The organism is Caulobacter sp. AVps16 (assembly GCF_058681455.1).
Genome location: NZ_CM178739.1, coordinates 355,662 through 375,770, shown reverse-complemented (window position 1 = coordinate 375,770; position 20,109 = coordinate 355,662). Strand labels below are relative to the sequence as shown.

Sequence of the window (20,109 nt, the reverse complement as noted above, 5' to 3'; positions counted from 1 at the left end):
CTCTGGGACGCGATCATCTCGCGAGCAGAGAGGCAGACGGAAAGGCCACCCCAAAACGCCACAGGATCAGGCTCACACATTCAGCAGCAGGAATTCCCGCTCCCAGGGACTGATGGTGCGCATGAAGGTCTCGTACTCGGCCTGTTTCACATGGTCATAGGCCTGGCAGAAGACCGGCCCCAGAATGTCGACCAGGTCCTCGCAGGCCTCGAACAGGCGCAGGGATTCGGTCAGGCTGCGCGGCAGTTCAATGCCCCGCGCCCCGGCGTCGGTGAGGACCGGTGCCGTTGGCTTGAGATCCTTGACCATGCCCAGATAGCCCGCCGCCAGGGTGGCGGCGATGGCCAGATAGGGGTTGGAGTCCGACGAGGGAATGCGGTTTTCCAGGCGCCGGTTGGCGGCATTGGAGGGCGGCACGCGCAGGCCGCAGGTGCGGTTGTCATAGCCCCACTGGGTATTGACCGGCGCGCCACTGTCCTTGGCGATCCGGCGGTAGGAGTTCACATAGGGGGCCAGGATCGCCATGACCGCCGGCAGGTAGGTCTGCTGTCCCGCAATGAAGTTGTGGAACAGCGGCGTTTCCTCACCGGTCTTCGGATCGGAAAACAGGTTCTGGCCATGCCGGTCGATGATCGACTGGTGGATGTGCATGGCGCTGCCGGGCTCGGTGGCCATCGGCTTGGCCATGAAGGTGGCATAGATCTCATGTTCCAGCGCCACCTCGCGGATGGTGCGCTTGAACATGAACACCTGGTCGGCCAGTTCCAGCGGCGGGCCGTGGCGCAGGTTGATCTCCATCTGGGCCACGCCGCTCTCGTGGATCAGGGTGTCGATCTCCAAGCCCTGGCGCTCGGAATATTCGTACATGTCCTCGAACAGGGCGTCGAACTCGTTGACCGCGCTGATCGAATAGCCCTGGCGACCGGTCTCGGGCCGGCCCGAACGCCCGATCGGCGGCTTCAGCGGGTAGTCCGGATCGGTGTTGCGATCGACCAGATAGAACTCGATCTCCGGGGCCACGATCGGCACCCAGCCCTTCTTTTCGTAAAGGGCCAGGACGCGGCGCAGCACCTGGCGCGGGCTTTCCTCAACCGGTCGACCGTCCGGATGGTAGGCGTCGTGGATCACCTGGGCGGTCGGATCCTGGGCCCAGGGCACGGCGGCCAGGGTGGCGAAGTCCGGGGTCAGGACGATGTCGGTGTCGGCCTGGACCGAATTGACCTCCCCTTCGAACTCGGGAAAGTCGCCGGTGATGGTCTGGTAGAACACGGCCAGGGGCAGGTTCATCGAGGGCGTTCCGAGGAACTTGCGCACCGGCATGATCTTGCCGCGCGCCACGCCGGCCAGGTCGGGCACGACGCACTCGATCTCCTCGATGTTCTGCCGCTCGAACCAGGCCTTGGCGTCCTCGATGGACTGAACGCCGCGATTGACCCGCTGGTCGGGCTTGGCCTTCTTGTGCTTGGGCTGTTTCACGACTTGGCCTCCGGCTTCAGGGCCCGAAGCACGGGTTCGGCCTCGATCAGCGACTTGCGCAGGATGCCGACCAGCTCGTCGATCTCCGCATGGGTGATGATCAGCGGCGGGCAGCAGACCAGGCTGTCGCGGATGGCCCGGACCATCAGGCCATTGCGGATGCAGATGTCGCGCACGACCGGTCCGGCCTCGCCCTCCTTGTCGAGGAAGCGGAGATTGGTGCCCTTTTCCCGCACGATCTCGACCGCGCCGATCAGGCCCAGCGAGCGGGCCTCGCCCACCAGGGGCAGGTCATTCAGCGTCGCGAGGGCCTTGGCCAGATAGGGACCGGTATCCTGGCGGGTGCGCTCGACCAGACCCTCGCGCTCCATGATCTCGATGTTCTTCAGGGCCACGGCGCAGCAGGTGGGGTGGCCGGAATAGGTGAAGCCGTGGACGAAATCGCCGCCCTTGTCCTTCAGCTCGTCGACGATGAAGTCGGCGACGCCCACCGCGCTGATCGGCAGGTAGCCGGAGGACAGACCCTTGGCCATGGCGATCATGTCGGGCTTGATGCCGTAGTGCTGGTGACCGAACCACTGGCCTAGGCGCCCGTAACCGCAGATCACCTCGTCACAGACCAGCAGGATGCCGTATTTGCGACACAGGGCCTCGACTGCCGGCCAGTAGCCATCGGGAGGGATGATGACCCCGCCCGCACCCTGGACCGGCTCTCCGATGAAGGCGGCGACATTCTCGGGGCCGACCGCCAGGATGCGGTCCTCGATCGCCTTGACCGCGCGCGCGCAGAAGGCGGCCGGATCCTCGCCGAAGCCCTCATTGAAGCTGTAGGGCTGCATGACGTGCTCGACGCCCGGGATCGGCAGGTCGCCCTGCTCGTGCATGTACTTCATGCCGCCCAGGCTGACCCCGGCCACGGTCGAGCCGTGATAGGCGTTCCAGCGGCTGATGAAGACCGTCCTCTGCGGCTGGCCCTTCAGCTTCCAGTAATGGCGAGCCAGGCGGAAGACCGTGTCATTGGCCTCTGACCCCGACGAGTTGAAGAACACGTGGGTCAGGTGGCCGCCCATCTTCTCGGCGATCTTGGCGGCCAGCCGGATCGGCGGCGGCGAGGCCGTCTTGAAGAAGGTGTTGTAGTAGGGCAGCTCCAGCATCTGGTCATAGGCCGCCTGGGCCAGCTCCTGCCGGCCATAGCCGACATTGACGCACCACAGGCCGGCCATGCCGTCGAGGATCTGGTGACCCTCGCCGTCATGGATATAGACCCCGTCGGCGCGGGTGATGATCCGGCTGCCGCCGAGGGTCTGCTGCAGCTTGTAGTCGGTCTGGGCCGGCAGGTGATGGGCCAGGTCCAGGCGCTTCAGTTCGGCGATGTCATGGTTGCGGATCGGGACGGTCATGGGCGTTACTCCGGTACTTTTCCTGTGCCGCGCCTCCCCTGGCTGAACGGGGATCCGGGCGGCGATTGTGGGATCTTGTCTGGGCGCCTGTCGCCCGCACGGCCTGGGTCCCCGCCCTCGGCGGAGATCTACCGTCAGGGGTCTATCGGGACCATCGGCTCGCCCCGCAGGGCCCGGCCGAACAGTTCAAAGAAGATCTGCGACTGCCGATGGGCGGCCGTCTGCCATTCCGGATGCCACTGAACGGCCAGGACCGGCGCGCCATTGACCGCAGCCGAGACGGCCTCGACGACGCCGTCCTCGGCCCGGGCCTCGACGGTCAGGCCCTCGCCCAGCCGGTCGACGCCCTGGTAGTGCACCGAATTGACCACCGCCCGGCCGGTGCCGAAGGCCGTGGCCAGGATGCCGCCGGCCGTCAGATCGACCGGATGGGCATGGTCGAACATGGCATTGAATCCGACATCGTCGGGCGCATGGTGCGGGATCAGGTCCGGGCTGGCGGCCATGTCGCGACGCAGGGTGCCGCCGAACGCGACATTGATCTCCTGAAAGCCGCGACAGACGCCGAACACCGGCCGGCCAAGGTCGAGCATGGCCCGGATCAGGTCGGCGGTCATGGTGTCGCGGGCCAGGTCGAACGGGCCGGGCGCGTCGCCGATCTCCTCGCCATAGAGGGCCGGATCCAGATTGGACGGGCTGCCGGTCAGCATCAGGCCATCGAGACGCGCGGCGATCTCGGAGGCCTTCATCAGCTCCGGCATCGACGGCACCAGCAGGGCCGCGGAGTCGGCAAACCGCATCGCGCCGGCGACATAGCGGTTCATCACCGCCTGGGCCGGCTCGATCCCGACCGTCCGGGTGCAGCAGATGATGCCGGCGACGGGACGGGTCATGACAGCAGCACCGCCGGCGAACAGGCGTGCCAGCAGAGCCAGACGGTCTCGCCGAGCTTGAAGTCCTCCTGGTCCCAGCGGGTCAGGTTCGAGCGATGCACCTTGACGCGCCGCCCTCCGTCGATCTCGACTTCGTAGACCGAGGAGCCGCCCAGATAGGCCTCGTGCTTGATGACGCCCGCCACAGCATTGGCACCTTTGGGCGCATCGCCGAGATTGGGCGCTTCGTCGCCGACCTTCTTGTGCAGCTCGATCTTCTCGGGCCGGATTGCCGCCCAGGCGGTGCCGCCGCGCGGACCGGTGACGCCGTGGTCGAGGAAGATGTCCACCGGCAGGTCCGGCGAGCGGATGATCGCATGGCTGGGCTCGTCCACCGCCAGCACGCCCTCGAACAGGTTCACGCTGCCGATGAAGTCGGCGACGAAGCGGCTGTTGGGGAATTCATAGAGGTCGTTCGGCGTCGCCACCTGCTGCAACACGCCACGGTTCATCACCGCACAGCGGCTCGCCAGGGCCAGGGCCTCGTCCTGGTCATGGGTGACCATGATGAAGGTGATGCCGACCTTTTCCTGCAGGGTGCACAGCTCGGTCCGCATCTGCTCGCGCAGCTTGGCATCAAGGGCCGAGAGCGGCTCGTCCAGCAGCAGCACGCGCGGACGCTTGACCAGGGCCCGGGCCAGGGCCACCCGCTGGCGCTGGCCGCCGGACAGCTGGTCCGGCTTGCGGCCGCCCAGACCGCCCAGCTGAACGAGCTCCAGCGCCTCCTCGACCCGGCGATCGCGCTCGGCCCGGGGTACGCCGTCGACCTTGAGGCCATAGGCGACATTGTCGGCCACGCTCATGTGCGGGAACACGGCATAGGACTGGAACACCATGTTCACCGGCCGCTTGTTGGGCGGCACGGTCGAGACATCCTGTCCGTCGATCAGGATCCGGCCCTCGGTCGGGGTCTCGAAGCCCGCCAGCATCCGCAACAGGGTGGTCTTGCCACAGCCCGACGGACCCAGCAGCGAGAAGAACTCGCCCTCCTCGACCGACAGCGAGACATTGTCGACGGCCACCATCTTGCCGAAGCGCTTGGTGACGTTCTCGAAGGTGATGATGCTCATGACTTTTCCCCCCCATGACCCGCTGTCGCGGCCGAATTGCCCTGCAGCTTCAGGGCGACGGCCGTGAGGATCACGGTCAGTACGATCAGAATGGTCGAGGCCGCATTGACCTCGGGCGTCACGGAGAACCGGACCATCGAATAGACCTTCACGGGGAAGGTCACCGTGTCGGGCCCGGCCGTGAAGAAGGTGATGACGAAGTCATCCAGGCTGAGGGTGAAGGCCAGCAGCGCTCCGGCCACCAGGGACGGGGCCATGTGCGGCAGGATCACGTCCTTGATCGTCCGCCATTCGCCGGCCCCCAGGTCGCGCGCCGCCTCCTCCATTTCGCGGTTGAAACTGGTCATGCGGGCCCGCACCACCACCGCCACGAAGGGGAACGAGAACGAGACGTGGGCGATGATGATGGCCCCGAGGTTCAGCGGCCAGATCATCCCCTGCGGCCAGGGCATGACCTTGGCGAAGAACACCAGCATGGCCACGCCCATGCAGATCTCGGGCACCACGATGGGCAGGGCCAGGGCTCCGTTCAGGGCCGTCTTGCCCGGGAATCGGAAGCGCCAGAGGGCCAGGGCGACCATGGCTCCCAGGGCCACGCTGACCACGGTGGAGATCGCCGCAATGGTCAGGCTGTTGCCGAACGCCTCGATCAGACCCGCATTGTTGAAGGCCTTCTCGTAATATTTGAGCGTGAAGCCCTTCCAGACGATGTTGCGCCGGCTGTCATTGAAGCTGAAGGCCATAAGGGCGATCAGCGGCGCGTAGAGAAAGATCGCCACGGCCGCCAGCCAGGCCTGCATCTGCCAGCGGCGGAGATATTCCAGGGGACCGGGTGCGGATTTCTTGGCCATCAGCGCACCCTTTCCCCGTTCTCCCCGGCGAAAGCCGGGGTCCAGATCGAACCCGCCAACCTCGGCGGATTGGGTCGAGGCAGAAGGCGCGTCATCCCCAGACGCTCCGGATGAATCTGGGTCCCGGCCTTCGCCGGGAAGAGCGGATTGAAGGGCCCCATCACTTGGCCTCCGGCGTCTTGCGCGACAGCACGGCCTGGATCGCGATGGCGATGAAGGTCATGTACATCAGCAGGAACGACATCGCCGCCCCGAACGGCCAGTCATTGGCCCGCTTGAACTGGCGCTCGATGACATTGGCGATCATCTGGCTGTCGGGGCCGCCCAGCAGGTCGGGCGTCAGATAGGCCCCCAGCGCCGGGATGAAGGTGATCAGCACGCCAGAGGCTATGCCCGGCAGGGCCAGGGGCACGACAACCTTGAACAGGGTCTGCAGGTGGCCGGCCCCGAGGTCGAGACTGGCCTCCAGCAGCGACTTGTCCAGCCGGTCCAGGGCCGAATAGAGCGGCAGGACCATGAACGGCAGGTGGACGTAGATCAGGCCGAGAATGACGGCGAAATTGTTGTGCAGCAGTTCCAGCGGCTGGAAGTCGCCAAAGGGCTGCAGGCCCAGCAGGGCGGCGACCGTGCCTCCACCCTTCCACAGCCACTCCAGGCCCATATTGACGTAGCCCTCGGTGCGCAGCACCGCGATCAGGGCGTAGGTGCGGATCAGCAGGTTGGTCCAGAACGGCAGCATGATCAGCAGCAGCAGCCAGGTCTTGGTCCTCTCGGACGCAAAGGTGATGGCCAAGGCGACCGGGAAGCCGATCACCAGGCACAGGCCGGTGGTGATGGCCGCCACCCAGGCCGATTTCAGGAAGATCTTCAGATACAGGGGCTCGATGGCCCGGGCGTAGTTCTTGAAGGTGCCGGTGATGGCGATCTCGGTCAGGCCGTCATTGTGGCCAAAACTGTAGGCCCAGACGATGGCCAGGGGCACGAGGAAGAACAGCACAAGCCAGAACAGCGGCGGGCCGAGGGCGCCGGCGAACACCGCCTTGGCCTGTTTCCAGCTCTGTTCCATTCAAACCCCCTGTCCTCGGTAGATGCTCCCCCTCTGGGGGAGCTGTCGCGGAGCGACTGAGGGGGCTAATGCGGCCTAGGCCGCGCTGCCCCCTCCGGCCCTCTGGGCCACCTCCCCCGGAGGGGGAGGATCTGGCTTAAGCCGCCCGCACGCGGGTGATGACTTCCTCGTACTGGCTGGCCTTTTCCGCGCCTTCGAAGGCGCCGTACTCGCACTTGGCCATCACATCGAGGGGCGGGAAGATCACCGGATTGTTCTTGTAGTCGTCCGGCATCAGCGCCTTGGCGGCGGCATTGGGGGTTGGGTAGAGGATGGTCTTCGAGATCGCCGCCCCGGCCTCGGCGTCGAGCAGGTAGTTGATGAACTTGTGGGCGTTCAGCGGCCGCGGCGCGCCCTTGGGAATGCACAGGGTGTCGGAATTGATCAGCGACCCCTCCTTGGGGACCACGAAGCCGATATCGGGATCTTCCTTCATCAACTGGGCGATATCGCCATTGTATTCGAGGACCAGATCCACCTCGCCCGAGGCCAGCATGTCCTGGCCGTTGTCGTCGTGGAAGGCTTTGACGAACGGCTTCTGCCTGATCAGCATCTTCTCGATCTCGGCGACCAGTTCGGGCGGGATGTCGTTGACGCTGTGGCCCTTGTACTTGGCCGAGAGGCGGATCAGGTCGGCGCTTTCCGACAGCAGGGCGATCTTGCCGGCATATTGGTTGCTGTCGAACAGGTACTTCCAGCTGTCGGGAACACCCTGCACCTTGCTCTTGCGATAGCCGATCCCCAGCACCAGCCAGGTGTAGGGCATTGAGAACTTCCGGCCCGGGTCGAAGGCGGGGTTCATGAAGTTGGGATCGACGTTCTTGATATTGGGAATCTGGCTGTGGTCGAGGACCTCCAGCAGCCCCCCCTGGCCCATCCGGGTGACAAATTCATTGGACGGCACCACCACGTCGAAGCCGGGGTTGCCGGCCTTCAGCTTGGCGAACAGCTCATCATTGGTGGCGAACAGGCTCATGTTCACCTCGACACCCGAGGCCTTCTTGAAGTCGGCCAGGGTGGTGTCGCCGATATAGGTGTCCCAGTTGTAGAAGTTCAGCTTGGCTTCTTCGCCGCCCGTCGACGCCGCCGGCTTTTCGCCGCAGGCCGTGAAGGTCAGGCCGATGGCGGCCGCGCCGGTCGCCGTCAGCAATGACCGGCGGTTCATGCCCCGTTGTGTGATGGTGCCCATGGTCTCGAAACTCCCCTTGCTGTTTCGTCTGATGTCGGCCTGCGCCGAACGTTCAACCCAAGCTCAGCTTCACTCCGCCATCAGGCGTTGCGAAGGTACCAATCGAAATCGAGGCTGGTGACCACCTCGAAGAACCTCGCCTGTTCCGTCCGCTTCACGGACACGAACATGTCCACGAAGCGGTCACCCAGATAGTCGCGCAGCACGGTCGACTGGTCGAACAGATCGACCGCCGAGAACCAGTTGGAAGGCAGACGCGACTTCTCCTTGGCGGCGGCCGCATAGCCGTCTCCGACCACCGCCGGGCCCGGATCGATCTTGTTCGTCAGGCCGTGGTGGGCACTGGCCAGCAGCACGGCCATGACCAGATAGGGGTTGCCGTCAGCCCCCGCGACCCGGTGCTCGACATGGCGGGTGGGGGCCGGACCGGCCGGGATGCGCAGGCTGACCGTGCGGTTGTTGACACCCCAGGTGGCGGCGACCGGCGCATAGGAATTGGCCTTGAAACGGCGATAGCTGTTGGCATTGGGGGCCAGGATGGCCATGCCCTCGCCGAGCAGCTGCTTCATGCCGCCGATGGCCTGGCGCAGCATGGGCGAGCCTTCCGGATCCTCGTCGGCGCACAGGTTGTTGCCGTCGTTGTCATTGAAACTGACATGGACGTGGAAGCCATTGCCCGCCTTGTCGGCCCAGGGCTTGGCCATGAAGGTGGCCTCGCAGCCGTGGCGCAGGGCGACGCCCTTGGCCATGCGCTTGTAGAGCAGGGCGTCGTCGCAGGCCCGCAGCGCGTCGGGCTTGTGCTTCAGGGTCAGTTCCACCTGGCTGGGCGCGAACTCCGAAATGGCCCCCTCGAGCGGCACGCCGATCACGTCGGCGGTATCCCAGAGCTCGCGCAGGAACGGTGCGATCGCTTCCAGTTCCGGCAGGCCATAGACCTCGATGCCGTGCGGCCGGCGGCCGGTCAGGGCCGATTTCGGCGGTTGCAGATCGCCGTCGGCGGTGCGCTCCCGATCGACGAGGTAGTATTCCAGTTCACAGGCGGCGACCGGCGTCAGGCCATCGGCCGCATAGCGGTCCAGAACCCGCTGCAGCACGTGGCGCGGATCCAGGTCATTGGGCGTCCCGTCCAGCTCGTAGAGCGACAGCATCACCTGGGCCATGTCATCGCCCAGCCAGGGGGCGAGGGTCAGGGTGCCGGGCACCGGCCGTGCCCGGCGGTCGGCGTCGCCGTCTTCCCAGACCAGACCGGTGTCCTCGCAGTCGGCCCCGGTGGTGTCGACCACCAGGATCGAGCCCGGCAGGAAGCGGCCATAGTCATAGATGGCCTGCAGCTCATGCACCCGCAGCCTCTTGCCGCGCGGCACGCCGGTCATGCTGGTGAAGAACACCTCGACATATTTGACCTGCGGATGGGCGGCGAGGAAGTCGCGGCATTCCTGGGGATCGGCGACCATGGGATGACTCATGCGGAAAGGCCCTCGATCTCCCCGGCGAAGCTGTCGACCGCCGCGACCAGACGGTCGATGGCAGGGTCTTCAGTCACCGGTGACACCAGCATCATGTTGTGAAAGGGCGCTATCAGAACGCCCCGGTTGATCAGCCACAGATGAAGCGCGGCCAGGAGGTCGTGGTCCAGAGCCTTGCGCATCTCGGCAGCATTTTTCGGAAGGGGATCGGCGAAGACCAGCTCGACCCGTGCCCCGACATGGGCCACCGACCAGGGCAGGCCGCGCGCCGCGATCACGGCCTGAAGCCCCGCCACCAGGCGCTGCGCCCCGACCAGCATCCGGCCAAAGGCCTCCGGCGTCATCACCTCGGTCAGCATGGCCCGCATGGCGGCCAGGGCCAGGGCATTGCCCGACAGGGTGGTGCCGATGCCCGACTGGCCCGGTCCGGTCCGCGCCTGGGCCTCGTCCATGCGACCCGACAGTTCGGCGGTCACGCCCCAGACGGCGGCCGGCACGCCGCCGGCAATGGCCTTGCCGACCACGAACATGTCCGGCTCCAGGCCGTGCAGCCCGACATAGCCGCCCGGCCCGCTGGACAGGGTGTGGGTCTCGTCAAGGATCAGCAGGGTCCCGGCGTCGCGGGTCAGGGACCTCAAGGCGTCATGGAAGCCCGGCTCGGGCAGGATCATCCCGCAATTGGTCATCACCGGCTCGGCCAGGACCGCGGCGACATCCCCCGGTGCCAGGGCCGCCTGCAGGGCGGCAAGGTCGTTGAACGGTATGACCCGGGTCGTCGCCGTCAGGTCATGCACCTGGCCCAGCAGGCCCGGCTTCATGATGGCACCACCGTCGCCGAGGACGACGAAGGCATCCTCGACCATGCCGTGATAGCAGCCGTCGAAGATCAGGATGACCGGCCGGCCCGTGACCGCACGTGCCCAGCGGATCGCCGCGCGGTTGGCATCGCTGGCCGTGGTGGCCGTCTGCCAAAGGGGCAGGCCGAAGCGCTCGGCCAGCAGACGGCCGACGATCACCGAGGTCGCCGTGGGCAGCATGAAGCCGGCCCCGCGCTTGATCTGGTCCGATACCGCTGCCGCCACCGCCGCATCGCCATGGCCGAACATCGACGGCGTGTCGCCCAGGCAGAAGTCGTCGTACAGCTTGCCGTCGACGTCGGTGATCTGGGCCCCGACGCCTTGGGCCGCGAAGATCGGGCTCGGGCTGGCCCAGTCGTTCATCCAGTGCATCGGCGCGCCGCCGCGCCAGACCTGGGCCGCCTGCCCGGCCATCGCCACGCTGCGCGGGTGCTCGGCCGTGAAGCGCGCGGCTTCGGCGGCGAGGAGGTCTTTCAGTTCGGGGCGAGTGGTGCGTTCAGCGATCATGCGCGCCCCGCACCAACGGTGTCAAAAGCAGGCGGAACCCCATCATCCCACCCCGCCAAAACAGAGGTACTTGGTCTCCAGATACTCCTCGAGCCCCTCGGACGCGCCTTCACGGCCAAGGCCCGATTCCTTGACCCCGCCGAAGGGCGCGACCTCGGTGGAAATCAGGCCTTCATTGATCCCGACCATGCCGGCCTCGATCGCCGCGGCCACCCGCCAGCAGCGCCCGACGTCGCGGCTGTAGAAATAGGCGGCCAGGCCAAACGGCGTGGCATTGGCCAGGGCGATGGCCTCGGCCTCGGTCTCGAACTTCACGATAGGGGCGACCGGACCGAAGATCTCCTCCTGGAACAGCCGCATGTCTGCGGTCGCGCCGCTCAGGACCGTGGGCTGGTAGAACAGGCCGGCCAGGTCATGGCGGGCACCGCCGGTCTCAACCCTTGCGCCCTGGGCTACCGCCTCGCGGACCAGGGACTCGACCTTGACCAGGGCCTTGTCGTTGATCAGCGGCCCGATGGTGACGCCCTCGCCCGTGCCGGGCCCGACCGTCATGGCCCCGACCCTGGCCGTCAGCCGTGCCACGAAGGCGTCGTGGATGCCTGACTGCACGATCAGCCGGTTGGCGCAGACGCAGGTCTGGCCGGTATTGCGGTACTTGCTGGCGATGGCCCCCTCGACGGCGGCCTCGAGATCGGCATCGTCGAAGACGATGAAGGGGGCATTGCCGCCCAGTTCCAGCGACAGCTTCTTCACCGTCCCGGCGCACTGGCCATAGAGGGTCTTGCCCACCGGAGTGGAGCCGGTGAAGGACAGTTTCCGCACCCGGGAATCCGCGCACAGCACCTTGCCGATGCCGCTGGCGTCCAGGCCCGTGACGATGTTGAGCACCCCGGCCGGAAGGCCTGCCGCCTCGGCCAGGCGGGCAATGGCCAGGGCGCTGAGCGGAGTCTCGGCCGCCGGCTTGACCACGACGGTGCAGCCCGCCGCCAGGGCCGGCCCGACCTTGCGGGTGATCATGGCGATCGGGAAGTTCCACGGCGCGATGGCGGCGCAGACCCCGACCGGCTGCTTGATCGAGGCCAGGCGCTTGCCCGGCATCGGGCTGGGAATGGTGTGGCCGTAGGACCGCTTGGCCTCCTCGGCGAACCAGTCGATGAAGCTGGCACCGTAGACGACCTCGCCCCGCGCCTCGGCCAGGGGCTTGCCCTGTTCGGAGGTCATCAGCCGGGCCAGGTCGTCGGCCTGGGCCAGGATCAGGTCGCTCCACCGCCGCAGGATCGCGCCGCGATCCTTGGCCGTGCGCGCGGCCCAGGCCGGAAAGGCGCGGTGGGCGGCCGCAATGGCCAGGTCGGTCTCGGCCGCCCCCAGATCGGCCACCTCGGCGATCAGCATGCCGTCGGCCGGATTGGTCACCGCAAAGGTGCTCGCCCCCGCGATCCAGTGCCCGTCAATCAGGGCAGCGGTTTCAACAAGCCTCATCAGGTCACCTCAGCGTCACGGACACCGACTTCAAGTCGGCATACTTGTGCAACGCATGGAGGCTGCGGTCGCGGCCAAAACCCGACTGCTTGAAGCCGCCGAACGGCATGGTGATGTCGCAGGCATCCCAGCCATTGACCCAGACCAGCCCGGCCCTGAGCTGGCGTGCCCCGCCCAGGGCCCGGCTGATGTCCGAGGTCCACAGGCCGGCGGCCAGGCCATAGACCGTGTCATTGGCCAGGCGGAAGGCTTCGGCCTCGCTGCTGAAGCTCATCACCCCGAGGACCGGCCCGAAGACCTCCTCGCGGGCCAGGGTGCTTTCCGGTGCGACGCGGTCGAAAATGGTCGGCTCGACATAGAAGCCGCCGCTGTCCTGGCGCACCTGCCGTCCGCCCAGGACCCGCCGCGCGCCTTGGCTGTCGGCGGTGGCGATATAGTCGAGGGCGGTGTTCATCTGCCGCTCGCTGACCATGGCTCCGAACACCGTCGCCGGATCCAGCGGGTCGCCGGGCACCATGTCCCTGGCCACGGCCACGACCCTGTCCAGAAAGGCGTCCTTGATGCTGGCCTCGACCAGCAGGCGCGACGCCGCCGTACAGACCTCGCCCTGGTTATAGAACACGCCCCAGGCGGCGGCCTGGGCGGCGGCCTCGAGGTCCGGGCAGTCGGCGAAGACGATCTGGGGCGACTTGCCGCCCAGTTCCAGCGACACCCGCTTGAGGTTGGAGCGAGCCGAATACTCCATCAGCCGCCGCCCCACCGGACCCGAGCCGGTAAAGGCGATCATGTCGACATCCATCGACAGGGCAAGGGCCTCGCCGGCGACGGAGCCCAGACCGGGGACCACATTGAGAACCCCTGCCGGGAGCCCAGCTTCCAGGGCCAGTTCACCGAGCTTCAGGGCGGTCAGGGGCGACTGCTCGGCCGGCTTCAGCACCACCGAATTGCCCATGGCCAGGGCCGGGGCGACCTTCCACATCGCCATGTGCAGCGGGAAGTTCCACGGCACGATCGCTCCGATCACGCCCAGCGGCTCATGCACGGCATAGCTCAGCCGATCCACCGGCGAGGTCCCGACCTCGCCATAGACCTTGTCCAGGGCCTCGGCGTACCAGCGGCAGGTATTGATCGCCAAAGGGATGTCGACGGCCCGGGCGTCGCGGATCGGCTTGCCGACGTCGAGGCTCTCGAGCAGGGCCAGTTCCTCGGCATCGCGTTCCATCAGGTCGGCGAGGCGGAACAGGATCGCCTTCTTGGCGCGCGGTCCCAGGTCCCGCCAGCGGCCGTCCTCGAAGGCCGCCCGGGCCGAGGCGACGGCCCGCTCGACATCGACGGCCTGACAGGCGGTCACCAGGTTCAGCACCCGGCCATCGCGCGGCGAGACATTGTGGAAGGTGGCCCCCGACTCCGCCTCGACGCGCTCGCCTTCGATCACCGCCAGGCCAGGCAGGGTCAGGCGGGCAACCGCTTCGGTCATGGCAGCAGGCAGGGTCACGGGCGGGGCTTCCTAAAACTGTGATCACAGTTCTTGGCCCGGGCGGGACTGTCAAGCCGGACCGTCACGACCCGGCCTCCACGGCGGCCCGCATCTTGTCCATGCCTTCGGACAGATCAGCGGCGATGGCGCGGCGGGCACCTTCGGCGTCGCGGGCCTTCAGGGCGGTGATGGCCTCGGCATGGCGGTCCGTGGGCAGACTGCCCGTGCCCACCCGGCCGAACACCACCCGCATGAAGGGCCCGACCTGCAGCCACAGGCCGCCGGCCATCGACAGCAGCACCTCGGCCCCGGACCGCTGGTAGATGGCAAAGTGAAAGGCATGGTTGGCGGTCATGTAGCCGTCGACATCCCCGGCGGCGAGCGCCGCATCCAGGCGCGCGTCAATGGCCTGCAGGGTCTTGATCAGGGCCGCATCGGCCAGGGGCGCGGCGCGGGCGGCCAGTTCGGGCTCGATCCACAGCCGGGCCTGGGACAGCTGTTCAAGCCGGTCGGCGGTCAGGGACGGCACCGACAGGCGCTTGTTGGCCGGATTGATCGCCAGGGCCCGCTCGGCCGCCAGCCGCCGCACGGCATCGCGGACCGGCATGGGGCTGACCCCCAGTTCGGCGGCGAGGCTGCGCAGACTGACACCCACCCCGGGGGCGATACGGCCGGTGATCAGGGCCTGCCGGATGGCGTCATAGACCTGGTCATGCACGGCCGTGGAATCGGCCAGGGGACGGCGGGACTTCGCTTCGGCCAAAGGCTTCTCCCCAGCTCACCCCCCAAAAGCGGGGCCAAGCGGCTATTGAGGGCTTGCAAGGACACACCAGATTGCGATCACATTGCAAGGCCTCATCAAGGATCACCGCCATGGCCGATTTCGGTGCCAACAACCTCGATGCCTTCTGGATGCCCTTCACGCCCAACCGGCGGTTCAAGGCCCATCCGCGCATGCTCGCCTCGGCCAAGGACATGCACTACCGCACGCCGGAAGGCCGCGAGATCCTCGACGCCACCTCGGGCCTCTGGTGCGTCAATGCCGGCCACGACCAGCCCCGGATCCGCGAAGCGATCCAGAAGCAGGCAGCCGAGATGGACTATGCCCCCTGCTTCAACATGGGCCATCCCCTGGCCTTCGCTTTTGCCAGCCAGCTGGCCCAGGTGACACCGGAGGGCCTGGACCGGATCTTCTTCACCAACAGTGGCTCGGAGTCGGTCGACACGGCCCTGAAGATCGCCCTGGCCTATCACCGGGCCCGCGGCAAGGGGACCAAGACCCGGCTGATCGGCCGCGAGCGCGGCTATCACGGCGTCGGCTTCGGCGGCATTTCAGTGGGCGGCATCCCCAAGAACCGGATGTATTTCGGCTCGCTGCTGACCGGCGTCGACCACCTGCCCCATACCCACGGCGTAGCCGGCAACCTGTTCTCGAAGGGCGAGCCCGAGCACGGTGCCCACCTGGCCGACGAGCTGGAGCGCATCGTCGCCCTGCACGACGCCTCCAACATCGCCGCCGTCATCGTCGAGCCGGTGGCCGGGTCGACCGGCGTGCTGATCCCGCCCAAGGGCTATCTGCAGCGCCTGAGGGCGATCTGCGACAAACACGACATCCTGCTGATCTTCGACGAGGTGATCACCGGGTTCGGCCGCTTGGGCACGCCGTTCGCCGCCGACCGCTTCGGCGTCACCCCCGACCTGATCTGCATGGCCAAGGGCCTGACCAATGCCGCCGTGCCCTGCGGCGCGGTCGCCGCCTCGGGCAAGATCTATGACGCCATGATGGAGGGGGCAGACGCCCCGATCGAGCTCTTCCACGGCTACACCTATTCGGCCCATCCCCTGGCCTGCGCGGCCGGGATCGCCACGCTGGAGACCTACAAGGAAGACGACCTCTTTGCCCGCGCCGCCGGCATGGAGTCCTACTGGCAGGAGGCCATCCACAGTCTGCGCGATGCCCGCCATGTCATCGACATCCGCAATCTCGGCCTGATCGGCGGCATCGAGCTCGAGGCCCGCCCCGGGGCCCCGACGGCCCGGGCCCTGGAGGTGTTCGAGGCCGCCTTCGACGCCGGCCTGCTGATCCGGGTCACCGCCGACATCATCGCCCTGTCGCCGCCGCTGATCATCGAGAAGAGCCATGTCGACCAGGTCGTCGAGACCCTGCGCGGGGTGCTGGCCCGGGTCGACTAGGAGCCATCGCCCGGCCCTATTGATCGGGATCAATTCCGGCGCAGGCGGAGAGCGCAGACTGGGCTCACCCCTGTGGGCCAGAGCGCCATCACCATGACACCGCCCCTCCCCGTCGCTGTCCGCCATCTTGGCCTGGTCATCGCAGCCTGCGCCGGCCTCGCCGCCTGCGCCAGCACGCCGGGCGAGCCGTCCGCCTCAGACCTCGTCGCCCGCGGCCGCAGCCTCGCCCTGTCCGAATGTGCCCAGTGCCATGCGGTGGGCCCCAGCGGCGGCAACGCGCGCTCTGGCGCGCCCGCCTTCGCCAAGGTGGCCGAAACCTATCGCAATACCCGGCTCGACTGGGAGCTGGAGGCCATTACCCAGGTCGGCCACTACCGCATGCCCCGCAAGCAGCTGACCTCAACCGAGATCACCGAGGTCACGGCCTATATCCGCTCGCTGGACCGCTCGCGGCGCTAGGGGGCGGTGGGGGCGGTGTAACCCCGGCCGACGCCGCTGGCCCCCTCCTGACCTGCTTTGCAGGTCGTCCTCCCCCCTGCGGGGGGAAGATGAAACGCGCGAACCCATCTTCCCCCTCCGGGGGAAGACGATCGCGAAGCGATCCGTAGGGGGCAAGTACGGGGATAGAGAACAATCAATCCCCGGGGCTTGCAGGGAAAAGCTCAACCCGATCAACACCCTGCAAAAACAACCACCGCGCCCAACCGACGCGCCCAATCCTCCCGTATTCTGTACCCACCTCGTCGCGAGGAAAGGGCGCTTGGCCAGCGACCATGGCGGCGGCGGGGGGTGATCGAGCGGGGCTGGGGTCGAGGGGGATACTCGACCGGTCCGGGGACCTGGTTGCTGGCCAGACCCGCCCGCCGTCGGCGTGGTTGAAGGCAAAGGGGCGTGTCTGGCTGAAAGCCCGTCCTCTTCGACCGCCGGAGCGCGCTGGAAACGGCGGGATCCGGGTCCCGGTAAGGCCTCAACAGGGCCACCTGGCGGGAGGCTGACGGAAAACGGTGACGCGGAGCGGACGGCTTCGTCGAAACGGTATTTTCTATCTCTCATCCGGACGTCGTCCGGACGCTCCGCGACCCTTTCCATCCCTTCAGCGAGTGATCGCGTGAGGTCGAGAAGCTGTGTCCGCCAGACTTGCCCCCTACGGGCTGCTGCGCAGCCGTCTTCCCCCGGAGGGGGAAGATGAAAGGCGCTGACCTCATCTTCCCCCTCCGGGGGAGGACGACCGCCTAGCGGTCAGGAGGGGGCCAATAGCTCCGAGAGAGAAATGACACCGGTGGACAAAGGTCTCTCTCACCGGCATTTTCCCGCCTCGACACCTGCCCTCAAGACACCAATGCTCCGGGGATGAAACACGCCATGCGCCGCCCGCTTCAGAACGCCGCCAGCCTCGCCGCCCTGGCTCTTGCCGTCTCAGCCTGCGCCACCGGCCCCTCGGTCGCCGCGCCGAAAGAGGTCGTCGCCTTCCCCGGGGCCGAGGGTGCGGGGCGGCTGTCGGTCGGTGGACGCGGCGGGGCGGTGCTGCGGGTCACCAACCTCGAGGACGCCGGTCCCGGCTCGCTGCGCGCGGCGGTCGAGGCCAAGGGCCCGCGGACCGTGGTGTTCGATGTGGCCGGCACGATCCTGCTGAAGACGCCGCTGAAGATCTCCAACGGCCAGATCACCATCGCCGGCCAGACCGCACCGGGCGGCGGTATCACCCTGCGCGACCAGACCCTGGTGGTGGCCGCCGATGATGTGGTGATCCGCTTCATCCGCTCGCGCCTCGGGGCCGAGAGCAAGACCGAGGGCGACGCCATCTGGATCGCCAAGGGGCGGCGGATCATCCTGGACCATGTCTCGGCCAGCTGGTCGGTGGACGAGACCCTGTCGGCCTCGGCCCGGTTCGACAATCCAGACCAGGGCTTCCATGACCTGACCGTGCAGTGGTCGATCATCGCCGAGAGCCTGGCCCACTCGCTGCATGCCAAGGGCGACCACGGCTATGGCAGCCTGATCCGCGGGGGCCAGGGCTCGAAGATCAGCTTCCACCACAATCTCTGGGCCAATCACATGGCCCGCATGCCGCGCCCCGGAAACTATGACGGCCCCGACAAGGACCCGATCGGTGCCTTCATCGAGTTCCGCTCCAACGTCTTCTACAACTGGGGCAAGGGCTATGCCGGCTATGACGCCGACAAGGCGGCCCTGGTCGCCTACAACTTCATCGACAATGCCTATGTCGCCGGGCCCAATTCCGAGAAGCTGGTCGCCTTCCAGGAGGGCAACAGCCTGGCCAGGGCCTATTTCGCCGGCAACAGCATGAACGGCGAGATTCCCGCCGACCCTTGGAGCCTGGTCACCGGTCTGCAGGTCGAGAACTATCGCCAGACGGCTCCGATCGCGGTCGCGCCGGTGACGGCCGACCCGGCCCCCAGTGCCTATCAGCGCGTCCTGGCCGAAGCCGGGGCCTCGGTGTCGCGGGACGCCGTGGATGCTCGGGTGGTCGAGGGCGTGAGGGCCCGGACCGGAAAGGTCATCAACAACGAACAGGAAGTCGGCGGCTGGCCGGCCCTCGCGCCCGGCCAGGCGGCAATCGATACCGACGGCGACGGCATGCCCGATGCCTGGGAGACCGCGTACGGCTTCAACCCGAAGCTGGCCGATGGAGCGGCTCTGGCCAGGGACGGGTCGGGCTGGACGAACCTGGAGCTCTACCTGGCCGATGCGGCCAAGGTTCGGGGGTGAGCGGCCAGCGCCGCAGGCCCCCACCGGGTCGCTTCGCGACCGTCCGCCCCCGGCGGGGGCGGATGAACCGACCTCATCTTCCCCCTCCGGGGGAGGAGCGCGAAGCGCGGAGGGGGCAAGTGCGCAAACCCCTGCCCGCCTTTGCTGCAGCCGGCTGTTTCCGCTAGAAGCCCCGGCATGTCGCACAATACCTTTGGTCACCTGTTCCGCGTCACCACCTGGGGCGAAAGCCACGGGCCGGCGCTCGGCTGCGTCGTCGACGGCTGCCCTCCCGGGATCGCCCTGACGGCGGAGATGATCCAGGGCTTCCTCGACAAGCGTCGCCCCGGCCAGGGCAAGTTCGTCACCCAGCGCCAGGAGCCGGATGCGGTGCGCATCCTGTCGGGCGTGTTCGAAGACGGCCGCTCGGACGGCCAGCGCACGACCGGCACGCCGATCTCCCTGATGATCGAAAACACCGACCAGCGCTCCAAGGACTATGGCGAGATCGCCCAGGCCTTCCGGCCCGGTCATGCCGACTATCCCTATTTCGCCAAGTACGGCGTGCGTGACTATCGCGGCGGCGGCCGCAGCTCGGCCCGCGAGACGGCGGCGCGCGTGGCGGCCGGGGCCATTGCCCGGCTGGTCATCCCCGGCGTGACGGTGCGCGCGGCGCTCGTCCAGATCGGCCCCTACGCGATCGACCGGGCCAACTGGGACTGGGACCAGGTCGAGCAGAACCCCTACTGGTCGCCCGATGCGGCGATCATCCCGGTCTGGGAAGAGCATCTGGAAAAGATCCGCAAGGCCGGCTCCTCGACCGGGGCCGTTGTCGAGGTCGAGGCGACGGGTGTTCCGGCCGGCTGGGGCGCGCCGCTCTATGGCAAGCTGGACGCCGAACTGGCCGCAGCCCTGATGTCGATCAATGCCGCCAAGGGCGTCGAGATCGGCGAGGGCTTCGCCAGCGCCGCCCTGACCGGCGAGGACAATGCCGACCAGATGCGCATGGGCAATGACGGGCCAGTCTTCCTGAGCAATCACGCCGGCGGGGTACTGGGTGGCCTCTCGACCGGTCAGCCGGTGGTGGCCCGGGTGGCCTTCAAGCCGACCTCCTCGATCCTGATCCCGCGGGAGACGGTCAATGAGGCCGGCGAGAATGTCGACCTGCGCACCAAGGGACGCCACGACCCCTGTGTCGGCATTCGCGGCGTGCCGGTGGTCGAGGCCATGACCGCCTGCGTCCTGGCCGATGCCTTCCTGCGCCACCGGGCCCAGACCGGCGGCGGTGCCTACCGGCCCGGGCAAAACGAGCGCCTCTGAAACCTCCGGTCAGCGACCTTTGGTATTTTGAGTACGCTTGCTGAAAACATTAGGTTTTTCGGCTTGACCTGCCCAGTT

At 67.3% G+C, this 20,109-nt stretch carries 16 protein-coding genes and 1 pseudogene; 5 read left to right on the top strand and 12 right to left on the bottom strand.

Going from position 1 to position 20,109, the window contains the following annotated elements:
• Positions 1-72: 72 nt before the first annotated feature.
• From ACW17U_RS01790 to ACW17U_RS01735, 12 genes are all read right to left on the bottom strand, one after another.
• On the bottom strand, positions 73-1,476 hold the full coding sequence (locus ACW17U_RS01790) for a glutamine synthetase family protein (RefSeq protein WP_492054601.1): 1,404 nt from the start codon (positions 1,474-1,476) through the stop codon (positions 73-75).
• Positions 1,473-2,876 (bottom strand): aspartate aminotransferase family protein, encoded by a 1,404-nt coding sequence (locus ACW17U_RS01785; protein WP_492054600.1) that lies wholly within the window; start codon positions 2,874-2,876, stop codon positions 1,473-1,475. The genes ACW17U_RS01790 and ACW17U_RS01785 overlap by 4 nt, the downstream gene beginning before the upstream one ends.
• Before the next feature lie 134 nt (positions 2,877-3,010).
• Positions 3,011-3,769 (bottom strand): gamma-glutamyl-gamma-aminobutyrate hydrolase family protein, encoded by a 759-nt coding sequence (locus ACW17U_RS01780; protein WP_492054599.1) that lies wholly within the window; start codon positions 3,767-3,769, stop codon positions 3,011-3,013.
• Complete coding sequence (locus ACW17U_RS01775; RefSeq protein WP_062149130.1) at positions 3,766-4,878, bottom strand: ABC transporter ATP-binding protein; 1,113 nt, start codon at positions 4,876-4,878, stop codon at positions 3,766-3,768. Before ACW17U_RS01775 ends, ACW17U_RS01780 begins: the two co-directional genes overlap by 4 nt.
• On the bottom strand, positions 4,875-5,729 hold the full coding sequence (locus ACW17U_RS01770; protein ID WP_492054598.1) for an ABC transporter permease: 855 nt from the start codon (positions 5,727-5,729) through the stop codon (positions 4,875-4,877). The genes ACW17U_RS01775 and ACW17U_RS01770 overlap by 4 nt, the downstream gene beginning before the upstream one ends.
• Before the next feature lie 160 nt (positions 5,730-5,889).
• The gene (locus tag ACW17U_RS01765; protein WP_492054597.1) at positions 5,890-6,795 is read right to left on the bottom strand and encodes an ABC transporter permease; all 906 of its coding nucleotides are present in this window, start codon (positions 6,793-6,795) and stop codon (positions 5,890-5,892) included.
• Positions 6,796-6,931: 136 nt separating this feature from the next.
• A complete protein-coding gene (locus tag ACW17U_RS01760) occupies positions 6,932-8,023 on the bottom strand; it encodes an ABC transporter substrate-binding protein (RefSeq protein WP_492054596.1) in 1,092 nt (363 codons plus the stop codon).
• Between the two features lie 80 nt (positions 8,024-8,103).
• A complete protein-coding gene (locus ACW17U_RS01755; protein WP_492055777.1) occupies positions 8,104-9,477 on the bottom strand; it encodes a glutamine synthetase family protein in 1,374 nt (457 codons plus the stop codon).
• An 8-nt stretch (positions 9,478-9,485) separates the two neighbouring features.
• Positions 9,486-10,853: an aspartate aminotransferase family protein gene (locus ACW17U_RS01750; RefSeq protein ID WP_492054595.1), complete on the bottom strand. Its 1,368-nt coding sequence runs from the start codon at positions 10,851-10,853 to the stop codon at positions 9,486-9,488.
• A gap of 42 nt (positions 10,854-10,895) precedes the next feature.
• Positions 10,896-12,332 (bottom strand): NAD-dependent succinate-semialdehyde dehydrogenase, encoded by a 1,437-nt coding sequence (locus ACW17U_RS01745; protein ID WP_492054594.1) that lies wholly within the window; start codon positions 12,330-12,332, stop codon positions 10,896-10,898.
• A gap of 4 nt (positions 12,333-12,336) precedes the next feature.
• The gene (locus ACW17U_RS01740; protein WP_492055776.1) at positions 12,337-13,809 is read right to left on the bottom strand and encodes an aldehyde dehydrogenase; all 1,473 of its coding nucleotides are present in this window, start codon (positions 13,807-13,809) and stop codon (positions 12,337-12,339) included.
• An 82-nt stretch (positions 13,810-13,891) separates the two neighbouring features.
• Positions 13,892-14,572: a GntR family transcriptional regulator gene (locus ACW17U_RS01735; protein WP_492054593.1), complete on the bottom strand. Its 681-nt coding sequence runs from the start codon at positions 14,570-14,572 to the stop codon at positions 13,892-13,894.
• A gap of 101 nt (positions 14,573-14,673) precedes the next feature.
• Here ACW17U_RS01735 and aptA point away from each other — a divergent pair, with 101 nt between their 5' ends.
• From aptA to aroC, 5 genes and pseudogenes are all read left to right on the top strand, one after another.
• The gene (gene aptA / locus ACW17U_RS01730) at positions 14,674-16,002 is read left to right on the top strand and encodes an omega-aminotransferase AptA (RefSeq protein ID WP_492055775.1); all 1,329 of its coding nucleotides are present in this window, start codon (positions 14,674-14,676) and stop codon (positions 16,000-16,002) included.
• A 93-nt stretch (positions 16,003-16,095) separates the two neighbouring features.
• The gene (locus ACW17U_RS01725) at positions 16,096-16,461 is read left to right on the top strand and encodes a c-type cytochrome (protein WP_062151719.1); all 366 of its coding nucleotides are present in this window, start codon (positions 16,096-16,098) and stop codon (positions 16,459-16,461) included.
• Between the two features lie 903 nt (positions 16,462-17,364).
• Positions 17,365-18,732, top strand: coding sequence for a pectate lyase (locus ACW17U_RS01720; protein ID WP_492054592.1), 1,368 nt, complete (start codon positions 17,365-17,367; stop codon positions 18,730-18,732).
• Between the two features lie 41 nt (positions 18,733-18,773).
• Positions 18,774-18,848 (top strand): annotated as a pseudogene (locus ACW17U_RS01715) (hypothetical protein); the annotation flags it as partial.
• A gap of 61 nt (positions 18,849-18,909) precedes the next feature.
• Positions 18,910-20,031, top strand: a complete 1,122-nt coding sequence (aroC, locus tag ACW17U_RS01710) for a chorismate synthase (protein WP_492054591.1) — start codon at positions 18,910-18,912, stop codon at positions 20,029-20,031.
• Positions 20,032-20,109 lie beyond the last annotated feature (78 nt).